We start from the raw sequence: 19,450 nt of genomic DNA, 5'->3' as shown, positions 1-19,450 counted from the left end.
GTGAAGTTCACAGGAAAACGTTATATTTACATAGTTATATTTGAATTTAATGAAGTGAGGTATTCAGATTTGAAAAGAAAGAAATTAGTAATTGGTAGCATTTTAATGGGTATGACGTTATCTTTATCTGCATGTGGTTCATCAGATAATATTGTAACGACAAAATCAGGAAGCATTTCAGAAAGTGATTTTAACAAAAAATTAAAAGAAAACTACGGTAAACAGAATTTATCTGAAATGGTAGTAGAAAAAGTATTAAATGATAAATATAAAGTTACGGATGAAGAGGTAACGAAACAACTAAAAGAATTAAAAGACAAGATGGGCGATAATTTTAATACATATATGGAATCTAATGGTGTGAAAAATGAAGATCAGTTGAAAGAGAAATTAAAGCTTACTTTTGCTTTTGAAAAAGCTATTAAAGCAACCGTAACGGAAAAAGATATTAAAGATCATTATAAGCCAAAGCTTCAAGTTAGCCATATTTTAGTAAAAGATGAAAAGACAGCAAAAGAAATTAAAGAAAAATTAAATAGTGGCGAAGATTTCGCGGCATTGGCTAAACAATATTCAGAGGATCCAGGTTCTAAAGAAAAAGGTGGGGAACTATCTGAATTTGGACCTGGTATGATGGTGAAAGAATTTGAGGATGCTGCGTATAAGTTAGAAGTTGGTCAATTGAGTGAACCTGTTAAATCTTCTTTCGGATATCATATTATTAAGCTAACGGATAAAAAAGAGCTTAAACCGTATGAGGAAGAGAAAGAGAATATTCGTAAAGAATTAGAACAGCAACGTATACAAGATCCTCAATTCCATCAACAAGTTACTAGAGAACTGCTTAAAAATGCAGATATAAAGGTATCTGATAAAGACTTGAAAGATACCTTTAAAGAGTTAGAAAAATAATAAATGGAATGTAAGGCAAGCGATAGAAATATCGGTTGTCTTTTTCTCTATTTATCCCGCTATTTGCCGGGCAGTAAGACCCCACCTCAAAATTCAGCGAAAGCAAAGAAGTGGCCCTGCTGCTCGTAAACGCCCAATTGGTGAGGGCTGATTAAAGTTTTACTTTATAAAGAAGGAGGAAGCGGGAAAATACTTTCATACCTGCATTAAATTTTACTTAATAAGAAATCTTTGAGTTTCTCAACTTTTATATAAAAATAAAACTGAATTTTCAGTTATTTTGTTATATAGTAAAAGAGAACGAATAAGGGGAGGGAACATTTTGAGTAAAAAGAAAATGGCAATTACACTGTCAGCAATGCTATCTGCAACAATTATACCTAGCTTTACTATGAATGTGCATGCAGAGAAGAAGGAAGAGATTAAAAATACGAAAATTGAATTAGAAAATGGGATGACAAAGCCGATTTATTCTCTCGATGAAGCTATTATCGAAAATTTATATGTAGAGACAGAAGTTGATAGTGATCGAGACGGTAAGAAAGATAGAGTATCGATAAAAGTTATGCGTCCAAAGACAGATCCGAATGTGAAAGTTCCTGTTATTTATGAAATGAGTCCATATCGATCTGGATTAAAAGATGTTCCTGTATATAATGTAGATGAAGAATTGTATGCGTATGAAGGAAAACCGTATGGAGCGGTTAATCTTGGTTCGTATCGGTACTGGAAAATCAGATGGATGCCCTACAACTGGAGATGAACAAGAGATACTCGGGACAAAATCTGTTATTGATTGGGTAAACGGTCGCGCGAAAGCATTTACAGAACAGGGTGAGGAAGTTCAGGCAAATTGGTCTACAGGAAATGTAGGTATGACTGGAGTTTCCTATAATGGTACTTTACCAAATGCTGTTGCGACTACTGGAGTCGAAGGTTTAAAAACAATTATTCCAATCGCAGCAATTAGTAGTTGGTATGATTATTATCGTGCAAATGGTGCAGTCATTGCTCCAGGCGGATATCAAGGAGAAGATACAGATAATATGGCAGAAGCAGTACTGACAAGGGAAAATCCTGAAGTTTGCGGACAAGTTATAAAAGAATTAACGGCTGGACAAGACCGAAAAACAGGTAATTATAATGATTTTTGGGATAAACGTAACTATGTAAAAGATGCTAAAAATGTAAAAGCGAGTGTATTTGTTGTTCATGGTTTAAACGATTGGAATGTTAAGACGAAACAGTTCGCGCAATGGTGGGAAGCACTTGCGGAAAATAATGTTCCTCGTAAAATGTGGCTACACCAAGGTGGTCATGGTGGGACATCAAGTAATAACTGGCAGCAAACACAAAATAAATGGTTAGATTATTGGTTGTACGGAATTGAAAATGGAATTATGGATGAACCAATGGTTGATGTGCAACGAGAAAATAAAACGTGGCAAAAGATAAAAAATTGGCCAGATCCAGCGGCTGTACCTTCAAAAATCCGTATGTATTTAAGTAATAAATCAGTCAATTTACCATTAAGTATGGGAGCGGCTAATAAAGTTTTCTCAGTCTTAGATGATGCACAAATGAAATCAAACCAATTAGTAGCAAACCCAGAATTAGAAGTAGCAAATCGATTAGTATATACAATGCCTGTACTGCAAAAAGATACGCGTATAAGTGGTACACCAAAGATTTCAATTACAGGAAATATTGATCGATCTGTATCAAATTTAACAGCATTACTTGTTGACTATGGAGGAGCGAAGCCGGAAATCGTAACGAGAGGCTGGATGGATCCACAAAACTTAAAGAGTATAGAAAATTCAACAGCGATTCAACCGGGCAAAGATTATACATTTACATGGGACATGCAGCCAGATGATTATGTATTTAAAGTGGGGCATCAAATCGGAGTTGTTTTAATTGCAAGTGATTATGATTATACAATTAGACCGAAAGCTGGCACGAAACTTACAGTGAAATTAAGTGAAGTGACATTGCCGATTGTGAAATAAATATTTTTTCTAAAGAACTTACTAAAGTAAGCTCTTTAATTTGTAGTCTGAATTTTTAATTTTTATATTTCAAATTGGAAGGTTATGTAATACAATATCATTATATTCTATGGAAAGTGAGTGATATATTATGACAGTCAGCTCTTTCGAAATATCATTAAAATTAGAGGTACAGGAAGATTAGTTGAATTGAAATCTTCCGTACGTAAAAACGGAGGAGAAAATAAATGTTTAGCTTTTATAGTACACTTTGTACGGAACTGTATGATTACACAAAACCAGTCGGTTATTCTTTAAATGGTGATATTGAGTATTACAAAGAACGTTTAAAAGATTGTAGAGGAAGAATCCTCGAAGCTGCAGTAGGTTCAGGGCGTGTCATCATTCCGCTTCTAGAGGCTGGTTTTAAAGTGGATGGGATAGATTATTCACCTGAAATGCTAGATTCTTGCCGTAAGCGCTGTAAAGAGAGAGGCTTACATCCTAATTTATATGAAGGAAGCTTGCAACAATTTTCACTTCCGCATAAATATGACGCAATTATCATTCCTACTGGATCTTTTTGTTTAATTGAAAATCGTGTGGATTCTATAAATGCATTGAAATGTTTTTATGAACATCTTAATCCAGATGGACGATTAATCGTAGATATTATGCTTCCGCATGACTGGAAGACTGGGGAAATTCATACATCGACTTTCTCTTTGCCGAGTGGAGACGGAATCACATTAGAAAATAAATCAATTGAAATAGATTGGCTGAACCAAGTTACTGTATCATATTTGAAATATGAAAAGTGGAGTAAAGGACAGTTAGTACAAACAGAACTACAACGCTTTGCGGTACGTTGGTGTGGAATAGAAGAGTTTAAACTTCTGTTAGAAAGTATAGGTTTCTCTAACATTACTTGCTCTGCTGAATATGATTATGAAAAAGAACCGTCAAATGCAAATCAAATGATTACTTTTGAAGCTATGCGAAAAGAATAGAACTAAAACTATGAATAAAAAATAAGGCAATCGATTTAAAATCGGCTGCCTTATTTTTAATTTTATGTAATGGTTTATAGAGAAAGATTGGAGGGAAATAAATGAAACTTATATTAATATTTGGCCCACAAGCAGTTGGAAAAATGACAGTGGGGCAAGAATTAGCAACATTAACCGGTTTCAAACTTTTTCATAACCACATGACAATTGATTTAGTAAGTCCAATTTTTGATTACAGTACGAAAGAAGCAAAAAGACTAGTAAGTTTATTTCGTAATGAAATATTTGAAGAAGTATCTAAAAGTGATTTATCTGGAATGATTTTTACGTATATATGGGCATTTGACCTCCAAGCGGATTGGAATTATATACATCATGTAGAAAGTATTTTTGAATCAAAAGGTGGGACAGTGTATTTTGTAGAGCTGGAAGCGGAATTAGATGAAAGATTAGAACGAAATAAAAGCCCGAATAGATTAGAACATAAACCGAAAAAAAGAGATATTGAGTGGTCTGAAAATAATTTGAAAGAAACGATGAAAAAGCATAGATTAAACTCTCTTCATGGTGAAATTGAAAAAGAAGAGTATATAAAAATTAATAACACGTATTTGAGTGCAAAAGAAGTAGCGGAAATGATTAAAGAGAAGTTTCAATTGTGAAATTTTTGAAGTCTATTTCGTTTTCGTTGTCCAAGCATTCTCCTACTAATTACACATACTATTTATGTTAAAGTCGGCTACTATTTTATATAGGGCTGTTATTTTCCTATAAATGCTATTTTAGTGAAGTGGGAGGAATCAATTTGGAAAACGTAGAACAAGATAGAATTGAAAATCAAGTGTATTCAAATCGTGTAGTAAGATCAGAATTTGATTCGAATTGGGAAACTTGTATATCAAAGAGTGGTTATGTAATTTATGTAGCAACAAGTAATAGTGCTTCTTGCAGATGGTTCAAGTAAATTATTAATTTTCGAAAAAGGCGGTAAAGTAGTAGTAGGTGGCGGTGAAACAAGTCATTACAGTAAGCCGCATATTGCAAGAAATATTTAAGATAGAACATGTTAATTAAGAAGAAGCTGGAAAACGATTGTCATTCATGTTTAGGGCATGATAGACGAACCGTTTTTTATTTGTTTATAAATTTAGAAGAACTTCATTGATTACAAATACATCGGGATGACCAGCAAAATTAGAAGAAAACTTGGCGGGTAATGGTACAAAATATTATGTAGGTTTGCAAAAATGTTATAAGCGATATAAAAAAGCATTTCCTATTTGGGTAAACACTACTTCTATGTTATAGTATAATAGTGTTTTTAGATGGTGCTATTTTAATATATTTATAATTTTGTTATGTATTATTTTTATATTAAATAAGCGTCTAAAGTATTTTTTTATATAAGGAGTAATAATTAGAGAAATGAAAAATATAGACTTTATACTAGAAAGTGATGAGGCATTAAAACCGTCTGAACGATTAGTACTATTATTATTAGAGAAGCATAGAATGTTATATACGAACGATCTATTGGCATTATCAAATTTATCATATAAAACATTAACAGATTCATTAACGGCGCTAGTTTTAAAATCGTATGTGTTAAAGGAAACAGGTAAGGGAAGAAGACAGAATTGCTATAGATTAGTATGATAAGGCAGCTGTTTTAGAAACTTTTACATATGTTTTTTCAATCGTAAGGTGAAATTGTATTTTTGTTTTCAAACGAAAAACTTACTATAAGAGGGGCTAAGATAGTAGCGTTTCATTTTTGTAAATGTAATTATTTCATCATTGAAAATACAAAAATAAAATAAACCGCATAAAACAGAAATAAAAAAACAATCCATTTTAAAAATGGATTGTTTTTTTATTGGAATAATATTATTTGATATGTTGAAAGCATAAATAGCAGAATAAACATTACCTGTTTTAGTTCATGCAACTGAACAAATATGATGAAAACTATGTGTATAGTTTTTTGCTTGCTTTTTCAGTAACTCTAATGAAATCATGGTCTTCATTGTTTAAAGGTAGTATTTTTAACATTATTGCTATTCAGCATTAAGCACAAAAAAGTAATATATATAATATTATTATGTAAACTTAAGATTTTAAAAGGAAAATATAATAATTAATAGAACATGTAGAAGGAGATGCTTAAATATTTTGAAGGATGGGAGATTATTATGGAGCATTTACAATCAATAGCACAAGCTGTTATAAGTGGTAATAAGGAAAAAGTAGTGAAGTTTATAAAGGCGAGTCCAAGTATTGTTAACGAATGTAGTGAAGATGGCTGGACACCACTTCATTTAGCAGCTTATTTTGGACAGAAAGAAATAGCGAGTTTTCTTTTAGAAAGCGGTGCAGATATACATAGTAGAGCGAAAAACGAAAATGAAAATACACCTTTGCAAGCGGCAATTGCGAACAAGCAAAGTGAACTTGTCGCTTTCTTAATTGAAAAAGGATCAGATGTAAATATTATGCAAAGTGGTGGCTGGACAGGACTCCACGAAGCAGCATTATTAGGAAATGAAGAAATAATTATGTTGCTCCTTAAAAATGGAGCTAATAAGATGATTAAGAAAAATGATGGGAAAACAGCGTATGATATTGCATTAGAAAAAGGATATAATCACCTTTTACATCATTTGAAACAGGAAGTGAACTTATGATGAATAAATGGAGTGTTGGTATATTTTTATTTAATGAAGTAGAAGTGTTAGACTTTGCAGGGCCATTTGAAGTTTTTTCTGTAACTGAGGTGAATGAAGAAAAAACATTTACTGTTTATACAGTTAGCGAGAATGGGGAAATGATTACAGCAAGGAATGGATTGAAGGTACAGCCAGATTATAGTATTGAAAATTTACCACCAGTGGATATTTTAATAATTCCAGGTGGGCTAGGTGCTAGAAAATATGAAATAAAAAATGAAATAGTAATAAAATGGATTCGCCAACAAATGAAAGAAGTAAAGCTGATGACTTCAGTTTGTACAGGAGCGCTATTACTGGCGAAAGCAGGTTTACTGGAAGGTTTAAAAGCAACAACACATTGGGCTAGTATTGAAAAGTTTAAAAATGAGTTTCAAAATGTTGAAGTTATAGAAAATGTAAAGTTTGTAGATGAAGGACATATTATAACATCTGCCGGAATTTCAGCTGGAATTAATATGGCATTTCATATTGTGAAAAACTTGTTAGGTGTGCATGTTGCGGAGGACACAGCGAAGCGAATGGAGTATGATATTAGTTTGCCAATATAAAAAGCCCGGATTGGGCTTTTTATATTGAATGAATATAGTTAAGCTCTTCATCACTCAAAATAGGGCGAACAGATGCATTTGCATTTTCTTGTGCTTGTGTTCCTGTTTTTGCACCAGGAATTACAACACTTACTGCCGGATGAGAGAGTACATAGCGAAGTGCAAGTTGCCCTAGGGTCTGATTTTTATTTGAGAGCAACCGAAGTTTCTCTACGGTTTGTAAGTCTTCTTGAAACCAAGTTTCATTTGGCCAATCTTTGCGTAAATCTCCATCTGGAAAAATTGTTTTATTTGTGAATTTTCCAGTTAAAATGCCCATTTTTAATGGACCACGAATAACAGCTCCTAGATTTTTCTCTTGTAAGAATGGTAATATATCTTTTTCCGGTTTTCGATTTAATATATTGTAATCAAGTTGTACGATATCAATTTCGTTGTTGTTATTGAAATGATGAATGTATTGTAAATCATGAGTCGAAACACCGACTGCTCTTACTTTGCCATCACGTTTTAATATGTCAAATGCACGTAGAAATGCTTCTGTTTCTCTACGATTATGCCACCAAATATGACAAAAATAAAGATCAATATAATCTGTTTGAAGACGTTGTAAACTTGTTTCGAATACGGCGATGATTTTTTCGGGAGTATCATATACAGGAACTCCATTAGGGTCGTAGTGATGTCCGATTAAACCACCTTTTGTAGATAGGATAATATCATTACGATGTCCTTTAATCGCGGTAGCCACCAACTTTTCACTATGACCTAAACCATACACATCCGCAGTATCAATAAAATTCACACCACATTCAATTGCTTTTTTTATAGCGGTTATAGATTGTTTATCGTTAACAGGTCCCCATTCATCACCACCGATTGCCCATGCGCCAAAACCTATTTCAGAAACAGTTATTCCAGTTTTACCTAATGTGCGGTAATGCATATTCCCCCTCCTTGTAAGCATGTTATAACATGGATATGTGGGGAAGGAATTTTGTGTGTGAAAAAACTCTTCTACAATAGTAGAAAAAGAATTACAGAAACTACTATTTTATAGCAGCATGTATAAAAAAAATCGGTGTAAATATGGAAATGTCGTCGAATGCTATCTTTAATTGGTTAATTTATGGGATATTTTTGTGAAGGAGTTTATTTTATAAGAATAGAATTTAGTTTAGTAAGAAAACGTGCCGATGGTAGTGAAAAATATGGGTTAGGGGGATTTGAATGAGGAAACTCGAGCGAGTAAATGTTCCTAATATACCAGAGCAATTATCACAACCTAGTGACAAGCGTAGGGTAAATAAAAAGAAGTTAAGGCGACTTATTTTAATGGTCCTTTTTATTGCGGCAACTACTCTATATGTTCAATATATTTTAACGAAACAACAAGAAGTAATTGATAAAAAGAAAGATACGATTACGGATCAAAAGAAACAATTAGTATCTTTAAAGAAAGATAAAGATTCTTTAAAGACTAACATAGAAAATTTAACAGACGATGAGGAAGAAATTTTGAAGTTAGCGAGAAAAGAGTATCAATTTTCTAAGTCAAATGAAACTATATTTGTGATGCCAAAGTAATAAAAAACAGTTAGCTATTGAACTGCACCCCCAATTGTTAGACGGCGTCTAACAATTGGGGGTGCAGTTTTTTATGTATGAATGTCATGGTACAAGGAACAATCACATATTGTAGAAATGAAGAGTTTAAGCTATTTTCATAAATATGGAATATGCACTGAAATAAATGTTGTTAAAATTCTGTCAATTATATTATAATAAAAGGTAAGCGGATACATTTTTTAATCAACGTTGAGTTCCTCGCTCATACGACTATTAAGAAACCCGTTATCCTCGTATAAGAAAGGAAGATAGCTGTGTACGCTTCAAATACAATTTATATCGTAGGGGATGCGAAAGCACCTCAAAATAATCCCATTACTGAAAAGTTCAAAAGTTATTTTGTAGCATTTGTACTTGTTAAGGAAACAGGGGAAATTGTAGATGCAGATTGCTCAGCGACAATTGCATTAACATCACAATTTGTTAAATATTTGTTTCTACATAAAAATATTAATGATCCACTATTGGTAACAGAAATAAAAAATAGATACTTTGGTTCGTCTCAAAAAGCACTTCTTGTAGCATTAAAAGATGCACAGAAAAAATATAATCAAATCGCTGCTTTGTCTACCCATTCCTAGACAAAATCCAGCCGTAAGAATCTTCTTATGGCTGGATTTTTTTATTTCACATTAATTTCTTGCATGAAAGGTAAGTGAAAGAGGAGATTTATTGCTCTAAAAAAGTTGGGAATTAAGGTTCCACTTTGTCAGACAACGAAAGGATGAACGATATGAAAATTACTGATGTAAAAGTAAATCGTAGACGTGTAAATCTTCATACACCATTTAAAACGGCGCTTCGTACTGTAACCGAAATTCAAAGTATAGATGTTTATATTTATACAGACGAAGGAGTGATTGGTAAGGGGGCAGCCGCCGCAACACCAGTTATTACGGGTGATTTCGCTAACGGGATTGAAGAAGCAATTTTAGGGCCGATGCGTTCCTGTTTAATTGGTCAAGATATCATTCAGTTTCAACAGTTACTACAGCACATTCAAATGAGTTGTATTGGAAATTCAAGTGCGAAAGCAGCGGTAGATATCGCTTTATATGATGTATATTGCCAATATCAAAATGTGCCGTTATATGCATTGTTAGGCGGGAAGAAAAAAATTCATACCGATATTACAGTGAGTGTGGATGAACCTGTATTAATGGCAAAAGAAGCGAAGAAACATATAGAAAAAGGATTTCAAACATTAAAGATTAAAGTGGGTAAAGAGGCGCATTTAGATTTGGAACGTATTGAGGCAATTCGAAATGTGGTACCAAGAAATACGACATTACGTTTAGATGCGAATCAAGGTTGGAGTCCAAAAGAAGCGGTCTCTATCATTCAAGAGATGGAAAATCGTAATTTAAATATAGAATTTATTGAACAACCAGTACACGCGAAAGATTGGGATGGGTTAAAGTACGTCAAAGATCGTGTGCAAACGCCAATTATGGCCGATGAAAGTATATTTTCAGCAAGTGACGCATTAAAGCTCGTTCAAGGAAGATATGCAGACTTCATTAATATTAAATTAATGAAGTGTGGTGGCATACGTGAAGCATGGCGTATTGCAGATATCGCAGAAACAGCTGGTGTGAAGTGTATGGTGGGCAGCATGATGGAGTCTTCACTTTCCGTTAGTGCTGTTGCGCATTTAGCGGCAGCGCATCCTAATATTCATTATTTTGATCTTGATGCACCGCTTTGGTTAATGGAAGAGCCAGAAGGAATGACTTATTCTGGATCAAAGATAAACCTTCAATCGGCAGTGAATAGTAAGTTTTAGGAGAAGAGACTAGTAAACTATCTTTTAAGGGGGATAAATATGAAAAAAGTAGGAACTGCATTTTTAACAACTTTATTTATATTTTCATCGTTTACATCGGCAAATGCTGAAGAAAAGAAGGATAATAAAGCATTTATAGATGTATCTGCTGCAACGTTATGGACAGTACCTGATTCATTAAGGCCAATCGATACACCGAGTGCAACAAATCCAGTGGATCTATGGAAATGGACGAAATCAATGACACTTGACGAGAAACTATGGTTAACAAATGCAAATAAATTAGAAACACAAGCGTTACTCGGTCAAGAAGTAACTGTTATTGATAAGAAAGGCGAATGGGTGAAGGTATTAGTGCATGGACAGCCAACACCACGAAATGAAGAAGGTTATCCGGGCTGGATACCTGAAAAACAATTAACATATAATCAAGAATTTGCAGATAAAACAAATGAACCTTTTGTCTTAATAACCAAACCAACAGCGATTTTATATATAAACCCTTCTGAAAAACATAAATCACTTGAAGTCAGTTATAATACAAGACTGCCGCTATTAAGTGAAGACACAATTTCATACCGTGTATTGTTGCCAAATGGTCAAAAAGCATGGATACGTAAAAATGATGGAACAGTTTACCAATCTCAAACTGATATTCCAACTCCGGCGGCTGATGATTTAATTAACACAGGGAAAATGTTTTTAGGATTACCGTATATATGGGCTGGTACAAGTGGTTTTGGATTTGATTGCTCTGGCTTCACGCATACAATCTACAAATCGCACGGCATTACAATTCCGCGAGATTCTGGACCGCAATCAAGAGCAGGAGTTGCAGTTGATAAAGAAAATCTACAAAAAGGTGATTTAATTTTCTTTGCACATGATCAAGGGAAAGGTAGTGTCCATCACGTTGCAATGTATATTGGTGATGGCAATATGATTCACTCACCAAGAGCTGAAAGATCGGTAGAGATTATACCGCTAAATACACCAGGATATATAGAAGAATACGCTGGTGCTCGTCGTTACTTACCTTAAAAAGTAGAGGGGGTTTTCAAATGAAAAAAGTTGTTCGTTACTCATTAGTTAGTACTCTATTAGTTTCTTCATTTTTAGTAGGATGCACAAAAGAAAAAACAACGACAAAGCCAAAAGATGAGAAAAAAGTATTACAGTTACTAGAAACGGGTGAAATTCCGTCTTTACATTCAGGGAAAGTAACAGATGCGGTATCGTTTAACGTTTTAAATAACGTAATGGAAGGATTATTCCGTTTATCGAAAAATGATGAAGTGATTGAAGCTGGAACACAAAAATATGAAGTGAGCCAAGATGGGAAAACATATACATTCCACTTACGTGATGCGACATGGTCTAACGGAGACCAAGTAACAGCACAAGATTACGTATACGCTTGGAAGCAACTTATTAATCCGGATACTGCTTCTCAATATGCATACATTGCGTACGATGTGAAAAATGCAGAGAAAATAAATAAGAAACAACTAGGGTTAGAGGAATTAGGGGTAAAAGCGAAGGATGATAAAACGTTTGTTGTAGAGTTAGAACATCCAGTGCCGTATTTTACGAAACTACTTATTTTACCGTCCTTTTATCCAATTAATGAAAAATATGCGAAAGAACAAGGTGATAAATACGGATTAGAAGCAAATAAAGCGGTATATAACGGGCCGTTTACATTATCGGAGTGGAAGCATGAAGCAAGCTTTACAATGAAGAAAAACGATAAGTATTGGGATAAAAAAGAAGTGAAGCTAGATGAAGTAAACTATCAAATTGTTAAAGAAGTTTCAACTGCGGTAAATTTATATGAAACAGATAAAGTGGATAGAGCTGTCATTTCTACAGAATTCGTCGATAAATATAAAAATAATAAAGAGCTAAAACAATATACAGATCCGGTTATGTACTTCTTCCGATTCAATGAAAATGTACCGATTCTTAAAAATAAAAATGCACGTCTTGCGCTAAGTACAGTGTTTGATAAGAAAGGACTTGCGAATTCATTTTTAAATGATGGTTCGGTTGCGGCGAACTATTACGTGCCAAAAGGATTTTTAAAAGGTCCAGATAAGAAAGATTTTAGAAGTACAGCAGGTGAGTTTAATAAGACGGATGTAAAACAGGCGAAAAAGTATTGGGAAAAGGCGAAGCAAGAAACAGGTACAAATGAAGTGACACTTGAGTTATTAAACTATGACTTAGAAAACTTCAAAAAAGTAGGAGAATACATTAAAGAAGAGTTAGAGAAAAACTTACCAGGCTTAAAAGTAAATGTAAAATTACAACCGCATACGCAAAAACTAGCGTTAGAGAAGAAGAAAGAATATGAAATGTCATTATCACGCTGGTTACCGGATTATCCAGATCCAATGACTTACTTAGAAGTATTCCTTTCTGGAAGCAGTGTGAACAATACAGAATATGCAAACCCAGAATATGACGCGTTAATTAAGAAGATTAAAACAGAATTAGGTAATGATGAAAAAGCTCGTTGGAAAGCAATGCAAGATGCGGAGAAAATGCTGCTAGATGACGCAGTAATTGCACCGGTATTCCAGCGAGGATTATCGTACTTACAAAAGCCATATGTGAAAGATTTATACGTACATCAATTCGGTCCGGCAACTAGTTTAAAATGGGCCGATGTACAAAAATAAAAGTATGGAGAAACAGACTTCACATGTGTGATAGTCTGTTTTTTTTATACCTCCTTTTAAGTAACAAGAATGATGCTTATGGTATGAAATGAGGACAAAAAACATTGATTTTATGAAATGAAATATTATTGGACTTTCTTAATTTAACTGTTGAACCTCTAGTTACTTGAGGTTTTATAATGAACTTATACTTTTGATGGGGGGATTTAGATGAGTAAGGATAAAATATTTTCTATTGGGAAATTTTCAGAAAAAACGGGCATACCAATTCCTACGTTGCATTACTATGATGAAATCGGATTGTTACAACCAGAAAAGAATCCTTCTTCAGGGCACCGCATTTATAAGTATGAAGATATTATAACGTTACAAAAAATTCTAAGTCTAAAATTTCTAGGCTATAGCTTAGATAAAGTCGCTAATTTGTTACATGAATCAAGTTTTAGCGTTGATCTAAATGAAAGCTTGTCTCTTCATTTACAAGTTTTAGAGAGAGAAAAAGAACAAATTGAGCAATCTATGCAAGCAATTAAAAGAGTAATCAAGTTGGTCGAGGAGGAAGGAGAAGTAGATAGTAATGTATTATTTAGTCTTGTTTACGGTATGAATACAGAACATACTCACAAAGATTGGATGGAGCAGCATAGATTACCGAACATTATGGAAGAACTATCAAAGAAATCAGAAGAAGATAAAATTAATTTAGATAAAACGTTAATTCAATTGTCTAAAAAAGTAAAACAATTATATGGTAACCCCGTAGAAGATTCGAAAGTACAAGAGATGATTAAGGATTATTTGGAAGCGTCTATTTCATTCCTTGGTGAGGATTTGATACAAAAGCTAGCTAATACTAATGCGAAAGAACTGGATATTCAAGAACTTGAAAATATGATACCTTCACCTTTCACAGAAGATGAACAAAAATGGCTTAATCAAGCGATGGAATATTATACGGAGCAAGTAAAAATGGAATAGTAATAGATTTAATGATTTATACATTTTGTATATTGTAAGTGATTAATCTTCGTTAAAAGAGACAATTATTGAATTATAAAACTTTCTTATGTTTAACCCCGTTCTAGTTTTAAAACGGGGTTATGTGTATGTAAGACCATATAATTATACAATTTTATTTCTCAAGATTAATTTAAAGACTTTTTTTATGTTTTTTCATCTTTGAAAAATAAAATTATCACTAAATTTCCAGTGTGAAATTTATGTAGAATCTTGTATAATTAACGTGTTTCTATGGAAACATTTTCTTGTGATATTTCTATAGGACTGAATAGAACAAGAAAAGAAATACATACATGTATATAATAGATAAATAGAATGGAACATGTATAGAGAAAAAGGAGAGAAATGATGGCGTGTCAAAAACAAGGGTTACAATTTAATAGCAATAGAAAGAGGAAGAGACGATGAAGATGAAGCATGCTTTTGGCCCGATAATTTTAGCATGTGTGCTTTTTTTTATTATTATATTAATCCCATCGAAAAGTTTAGTATCACTTATTAGTGATAAAAAGGTAGAAGATGCGGCAACTTCCTTACAAAAAGAAAAACTACAAAGCGTTTTCTTACAGCAAAAAATGTTAGAGAATTCGCAGTATTTACCGATGTATGGTTCATCTGAATTTTTACGAATGGATGCATATCACCCGTCTAATTACTTTAAAGTAAATCCGGCTGGTTTTACACCATATTTAATGGGGATTGGCGGTACGCAAAGTTTAGCTCATATATTAAATATGACGTCTACGATAGATGAATTAGAAGGTAAAAAAGTAGTCTTTGTTTTATCGCCACAATGGTTTACAAAGACTGGGGTATCACAGGGGGATTTTACGAACAATTTCTCTAAGCAACAAGCATATCATTTTATTTTTAATGATGAAATAAATGTTGAAATGAAGAAGCAAATTGCGAAACGACTATTAGATTATAAAGTTGTTCAAGAAGATGATATATTAAAAAATTCATTAGAAGGTATTGTGTATAATGATACGAAACATAACATAAAAGCAGGTTTAGTTAAACCACTTGCTTATATGCATCGTAATATTTTAGATCATAGAGATTTGTTTAACTCTTTATTTAAGATTGAACCGATGAAAGAAAAAACAAATATGGGACTCCGTTCAATTTCTTGGGTAGATGCACGTAAACATGCGGAGGAAGAAGGGAAATTGGAATCTACTACAAACACATTTGGAATTGAAAATCCGTATTACTATAAACATAATTTAAAGAAAAAATTAAAAGGTTTAAAAAACTTTAGAGCAAATGAATCGTATGAAGAATCACCTGAATATGATGACTTACAAATTGTTTTAAATATTTTTAAAGAGAAAAATGTCAAGCCACTCTTCATTTCTGTACCTGTAAACGGACCATGGTATGATTACGCTGGTTTCCCTAAAGAACGCCGCGAAGTGTATTATAAAAAAGTTCGGGAACAAGTTGAGAAAGCAGGATACCCAGTAGTTGATTTTTCTGGCCATGAATATGATAAGTATTTCTTAAAAGATACAATTCATTTAGGCTGGAAAGGCTGGATTTATTTTGATGAAGCAGTGCAAAACTTTTATACTGAGAAATAAGTGTGGAGAAAAAGGAACGGCTATAAGCTGTTCCTTTTTTTAGTATAGAGGATTTTGATGTGGGCAATTCGGAAAGGCATGTATATCTTGAATTTGTCTGAAATCATAATGCTTCATTGCGAACTGAGCTTGGTAAAGGTATTCATACACATATAATTGACCATCATGTGCTGAACATAATACACCAGAAGTTCCTTGCCCATTTAGGAAGGAAATACCGATAGGGCGTCCGATTAAGTATTGTATTTTTTGTTGCCAATGCATAAGGGGAATCACTCCTTTTTGAGATAATATACGAAATGGACGAGTGAATTGTTGCTTATCCACATAATTATGGAGGCTTTTTATATAATTCCTAGAAGATATTCATATGAATGAATTATAAGTGCGAGAAAGGAATGAGTAATGAAGAAAGAAAATATTGTGGAAGAAAAGTCAAATTTAATAAAATGGTGTCAAACATTGAAGGGAGTACCTGATGATATATGGTTTCAATCATTTAAAAATGGCTCGTGGGGAATTGCAGATGTGATTTCACATTTTATTATTTGGGATGATTTTGTAATGAAGTATCGAATTCCTTATTTTCTTAGTACTCAATCAGTGCCTCATTTTCCAACAGATGTAGAGGAAATGAATAAGAGTGCAATTATATATGCAAGATCAGGTATTTCAAGAGAAGAGCTTATCAATCAGTTTAGCTATACTCGTAAACAATTAGTAGATGAAATTGAGCGAATTCCTGTCTATAATTTTAATGATGACTTTCAAATTGGTACTAAAAAAGTAAGGCTAAATCATTATTTTTCATCACTCATTCAGCATGACTTAAAGCATAAGGAAGAAATAATCCGATTTTTAATACATAATCAAGTCTAATATAAAAACCGCTAACATTCGCAATGAATGTATAGCGGTTTTTATATTATCTTAAGCAAGATTTTTACGTTTTTTTGTCCATTTTTTAAGGATGAAGTATAGTAGGATAAGTATGACGCCGCCAATTGCGAAAGACTTCACATACGGTCCCGCAATATCGTTTATATTCTCCCAATTTTGACCTAGTTTTTCACCTAAATAAATGAAAATGATAGACCAAGGAATGATTGCAAGTGCTGTTAATGTAGTGAAACGTAATAATGGCATTTTTGTAATACCAGCAGGAATTGAAATCGCATGACGTACTACTGGAATAAAGCGTGCAGTGAAAATTACACCAGTTCCGTAACGGTTAAACCAATCTTCAGCTGCATCTATATGTTTTTTATGAATGAAAATATATTTTCCATATCGTTCTAATATAGGTCGTCCACCGTATCGTCCAAGCCAATAAATAAAGATTTGAGCAATAACGCCGCCAATTGTACCGAATACAACTGCACCTACAAATGAGATACTACCATTGAATACTAGGAATCCCGCATAAGCAAGGACAATCTCACTTGGGATAATCTCAATCATAAGTCCAAGCATAATGCCCCAATAACCTAATCCTTCAAAAAACGTTAATACTGAGTGAATAAAACTACTTACCATTGTTGCACCTTCTAGTTTATGTATTTTTGAATAGGTGAACCTAATACTTAATAACATAAAAGATTCACTATGTGTAGATTATACCTTATTTGTATAGGGGATTGCTATTTCAATTCTTTTATGTATCACATAAGTATTATAGTAAAATATATAAGTTCAGTTTTCATGAAGAGATAATGACAAGATGATTAAGAATTTTTCATAAAAAAATAGAAGCATTTCTGCTCCTATTTTTTACGGCTTCACATCTAAGTTCTGTAAAAATAAAGTTGCTGTTACGTAACGCTTTGCTAACATTTGTACATAAGCGGTATGTACAGAAAGGGTCGCAATAATAATAGCGTTACGAATTGCTTCGCGTTGTTCGTTATTAATTTGATCGAACTTACTTGCGATTTTATCAGCTTTTTCTTTTACGATGTTTTCAATTGTATGAACGGTATCTGTTGCATTTAATTGTAAGCAATTTCCTTGATTGAGTTCTTCAAATAGAGAAGAGTATGCTACATATAAATGAACAGGATTGATTAAATCATCACTTCGATCAGCTGGATCATTTACAATAAGGCGTAATAGCTTACGAATGGATTCAAAATCAAGTGCTGTTTTTAAATCTTCGACAATAAATAGTAAGGCTGCTTGTTCAATTGAATATTTTTTCCCTTTTTGAGGAGAGCCAATCATTTCTTTTATATCTCGTTTCACCCAGTTTTGCATAGCAGTTACAGAGAAACTTGTGTTTTCAATCTGATTGCCAAGCGCAACTATTTCATTTAAAGAAAAACCGACATCAGTATCGTCAATTTTAATCAGCTTTTCAAAAATAGGTGAAAGTGCGGTAGTAATAAAAGCTGTAACGCTTTGTCCGCTTTCAATATCTTTTTTATGTGACTTTGCCCAAGCTTCTTGTAAAATACCGAGAGGCTTTTTCGTATTCCATCCTCTTAGTGATAGAAGAAGGGTAGCCATTTCGTTTCGTGTGAGATGAAATGTTTCCATCTTTTCACCTCCAAAATAATAAAAAGTTCTTATGAACTTATAATATGTTTTGTTTCATTTAAAGTCAATTCTGTTTTGCTTAATTTTTCCTTTGTGACCAAACTGTTGAAAGTAAATAATACTTGCATATTTCGACAAAAGTTCATATAATAAGTTCATAAGAACCTTTAAAATGTTCTTAAAAATAAATCTATCATTCTGAATTTACTAGAAAGATAGATTTCACATATATCTATATAAAAGGAGAATGGATATAATATGTTGAAAAAACTTGTAGCAGTAATGACAGCATTCATGGTTATCTTTGGGGCTAGTAGCTTTATGTTCGTAGATCATGCAGCAGCGAAAAGTTACAAATCTGGTAAAAAATCATTTACACCAAGTTCAGGTCAAAAGTCAAAAGTTGATTTAAACAAAAAAGACTCAAATGTAAATTCTCAAAAAACGACTCCAGATTCAAAAACGAAAGCAACAAACACGGCACCAAAAAGTAATAAAGGAAGCTTTATGAAAGGTTTATTACTAGGTGGTCTTGGTGGTTTACTAATGGGTAGCTTATTTGCAAATATGGGAGCTCTTGGTTCTGTATTAGCGTTTATGGTAAATATGTTAGTAATGGCTGGTATCGTAATGTTAGCAGTTCGTGCATTTAAATACTTCAAAGACCAACGTAAGAAGAAGGCAGATGAAGTAGCATGGAAACAATAAAAATTTCTGAACAAGAGCTTATAAATGCGCTTTGTATATATATCGCTGAAAAAAGACAAGTGGGTCCAGAAGAAGTATTAGTTGAACTCATGTATGATGACGACTACGGTTTCTCTGCGGAAGTAGAGGTAAATGGTCGCCAGCAAATTTTAATTCAAGCAAACTTAATCGAAGCTTTACGCTTATTGCTTGACAGAGAATATAATGTCAATCCATTCGCAGCGAGATTACAACTTGAATTAGATGATGAAGAAGGCATTTACGCATTAGCGAAAATTAATAACTCAGATGAGTAGAGAAGAGAGCTGTTGA

At 33.2% G+C, this 19,450-nt stretch carries 20 protein-coding genes and 2 pseudogenes; 18 read left to right on the top strand and 4 right to left on the bottom strand.

The window, feature by feature from the left end; all coding sequences use genetic code 11:
* The first annotated feature begins 69 nt into the window (after positions 1–69).
* The 8 genes and pseudogenes from MHB52_RS14605 to MHB52_RS14570 all read left to right on the top strand — a co-directional run bounded on the left by MHB52_RS14605 (position 70) and on the right by MHB52_RS14570 (position 7,190).
* A complete protein-coding gene (locus MHB52_RS14605) occupies positions 70–912 on the top strand; it encodes a peptidylprolyl isomerase PrsA (RefSeq protein WP_002103226.1) in 843 nt (280 codons plus the stop codon).
* A 322-nt stretch (positions 913–1,234) separates the two neighbouring features.
* Positions 1,235–2,924: pseudogene (locus MHB52_RS14600) on the top strand (Xaa-Pro dipeptidyl-peptidase).
* Positions 2,925–3,151: 227 nt separating this feature from the next.
* Positions 3,152–3,913 (top strand): class I SAM-dependent methyltransferase, encoded by a 762-nt coding sequence (locus tag MHB52_RS14595; RefSeq protein WP_000490908.1) that lies wholly within the window; start codon positions 3,152–3,154, stop codon positions 3,911–3,913.
* 101 nt (positions 3,914–4,014) lie between these two features.
* Entirely contained in the window at positions 4,015–4,575 is a 561-nt protein-coding gene (locus MHB52_RS14590) for an AAA family ATPase (RefSeq protein ID WP_061664951.1), read from the top strand.
* Between the two features lie 143 nt (positions 4,576–4,718).
* Positions 4,719–4,968, top strand: a pseudogene (locus tag MHB52_RS14585) (hypothetical protein).
* 370 nt (positions 4,969–5,338) lie between these two features.
* On the top strand, positions 5,339–5,569 hold the full coding sequence (locus tag MHB52_RS14580) for a hypothetical protein (RefSeq protein WP_000789031.1): 231 nt from the start codon (positions 5,339–5,341) through the stop codon (positions 5,567–5,569).
* A 536-nt stretch (positions 5,570–6,105) separates the two neighbouring features.
* On the top strand, positions 6,106–6,597 hold the full coding sequence (locus MHB52_RS14575) for an ankyrin repeat domain-containing protein (RefSeq protein ID WP_000400681.1): 492 nt from the start codon (positions 6,106–6,108) through the stop codon (positions 6,595–6,597).
* Positions 6,594–7,190 (top strand): DJ-1/PfpI family protein, encoded by a 597-nt coding sequence (locus MHB52_RS14570; protein ID WP_016118075.1) that lies wholly within the window; start codon positions 6,594–6,596, stop codon positions 7,188–7,190. The genes MHB52_RS14575 and MHB52_RS14570 overlap by 4 nt, the downstream gene beginning before the upstream one ends.
* Positions 7,191–7,209: 19 nt before the next feature.
* On the opposite strand, the gene MHB52_RS14565 is transcribed toward MHB52_RS14570, so the two are convergent.
* Positions 7,210–8,136: an aldo/keto reductase gene (locus MHB52_RS14565; protein ID WP_000559359.1), complete on the bottom strand. Its 927-nt coding sequence runs from the start codon at positions 8,134–8,136 to the stop codon at positions 7,210–7,212.
* Positions 8,137–8,420: 284 nt separating this feature from the next.
* Between MHB52_RS14565 and MHB52_RS14560 the strand changes: the two genes are divergently transcribed.
* The 7 genes from MHB52_RS14560 to dltD all read left to right on the top strand — a co-directional run bounded on the left by MHB52_RS14560 (position 8,421) and on the right by dltD (position 15,895).
* Positions 8,421–8,777: an FtsB family cell division protein gene (locus MHB52_RS14560; RefSeq protein WP_001228374.1), complete on the top strand. Its 357-nt coding sequence runs from the start codon at positions 8,421–8,423 to the stop codon at positions 8,775–8,777.
* A gap of 296 nt (positions 8,778–9,073) precedes the next feature.
* Positions 9,074–9,400, top strand: a complete 327-nt coding sequence (locus MHB52_RS14555; RefSeq protein ID WP_000271317.1) for a DUF3870 domain-containing protein — start codon at positions 9,074–9,076, stop codon at positions 9,398–9,400.
* A gap of 143 nt (positions 9,401–9,543) precedes the next feature.
* Positions 9,544–10,605, top strand: coding sequence for a dipeptide epimerase (locus tag MHB52_RS14550; protein ID WP_153019816.1), 1,062 nt, complete (start codon positions 9,544–9,546; stop codon positions 10,603–10,605).
* A 39-nt stretch (positions 10,606–10,644) separates the two neighbouring features.
* Positions 10,645–11,646 carry a C40 family peptidase gene (locus MHB52_RS14545; protein ID WP_000755427.1) on the top strand — a complete coding sequence of 334 codons (1,002 nt, stop codon included), beginning with the start codon at positions 10,645–10,647 and terminating at the stop codon, positions 11,644–11,646.
* Between the two features lie 20 nt (positions 11,647–11,666).
* Entirely contained in the window at positions 11,667–13,289 is a 1,623-nt protein-coding gene (locus tag MHB52_RS14540) for a peptide ABC transporter substrate-binding protein (RefSeq protein ID WP_061664643.1), read from the top strand.
* A 210-nt stretch (positions 13,290–13,499) separates the two neighbouring features.
* Positions 13,500–14,267: a MerR family transcriptional regulator gene (locus MHB52_RS14535; protein WP_061664646.1), complete on the top strand. Its 768-nt coding sequence runs from the start codon at positions 13,500–13,502 to the stop codon at positions 14,265–14,267.
* A gap of 446 nt (positions 14,268–14,713) precedes the next feature.
* Entirely contained in the window at positions 14,714–15,895 is a 1,182-nt protein-coding gene (gene dltD, locus MHB52_RS14530) for a D-alanyl-lipoteichoic acid biosynthesis protein DltD (protein WP_061664647.1), read from the top strand.
* A 39-nt stretch (positions 15,896–15,934) separates the two neighbouring features.
* Here dltD and MHB52_RS14525 read toward each other — a convergent pair whose 3' ends face one another.
* The gene (locus MHB52_RS14525; RefSeq protein ID WP_061664649.1) at positions 15,935–16,159 is read right to left on the bottom strand and encodes a hypothetical protein; all 225 of its coding nucleotides are present in this window, start codon (positions 16,157–16,159) and stop codon (positions 15,935–15,937) included.
* Positions 16,160–16,300: 141 nt separating this feature from the next.
* Here MHB52_RS14525 and MHB52_RS14520 point away from each other — a divergent pair, with 141 nt between their 5' ends.
* A complete protein-coding gene (locus tag MHB52_RS14520; RefSeq protein ID WP_061664651.1) occupies positions 16,301–16,774 on the top strand; it encodes a DinB family protein in 474 nt (157 codons plus the stop codon).
* 51 nt (positions 16,775–16,825) lie between these two features.
* Here the strand turns inward: MHB52_RS14520 and MHB52_RS14515 are convergent, their stop codons facing one another.
* Together MHB52_RS14515 and MHB52_RS14510 are read right to left on the bottom strand one after the other, a co-directional pair.
* Positions 16,826–17,431 (bottom strand): DedA family protein, encoded by a 606-nt coding sequence (locus MHB52_RS14515; RefSeq protein ID WP_061664652.1) that lies wholly within the window; start codon positions 17,429–17,431, stop codon positions 16,826–16,828.
* Positions 17,432–17,665: 234 nt separating this feature from the next.
* Entirely contained in the window at positions 17,666–18,430 is a 765-nt protein-coding gene (locus MHB52_RS14510; RefSeq protein WP_000447231.1) for a DUF1836 domain-containing protein, read from the bottom strand.
* 258 nt (positions 18,431–18,688) lie between these two features.
* Between MHB52_RS14510 and MHB52_RS14505 the strand changes: the two genes are divergently transcribed.
* Complete coding sequence (locus tag MHB52_RS14505) at positions 18,689–19,138, top strand: hypothetical protein (protein WP_000914478.1); 450 nt, start codon at positions 18,689–18,691, stop codon at positions 19,136–19,138.
* Entirely contained in the window at positions 19,126–19,434 is a 309-nt protein-coding gene (locus MHB52_RS14500) for a YxcD family protein (RefSeq protein ID WP_000447748.1), read from the top strand. Before MHB52_RS14505 ends, MHB52_RS14500 begins: the two co-directional genes overlap by 13 nt.
* The last annotated feature ends 16 nt before the right edge of the window (positions 19,435–19,450 follow it).

This window comes from Bacillus sp. FSL K6-0073, assembly GCF_038006085.1.
Taxonomy (GTDB): Bacteria; Bacillota; Bacilli; order Bacillales; family Bacillaceae_G; genus Bacillus_A; species Bacillus_A cereus.
The sequence above is the reverse complement of the archived record's forward strand: the minus strand, read 5'-3'. Positions and strand labels throughout refer to the sequence as shown.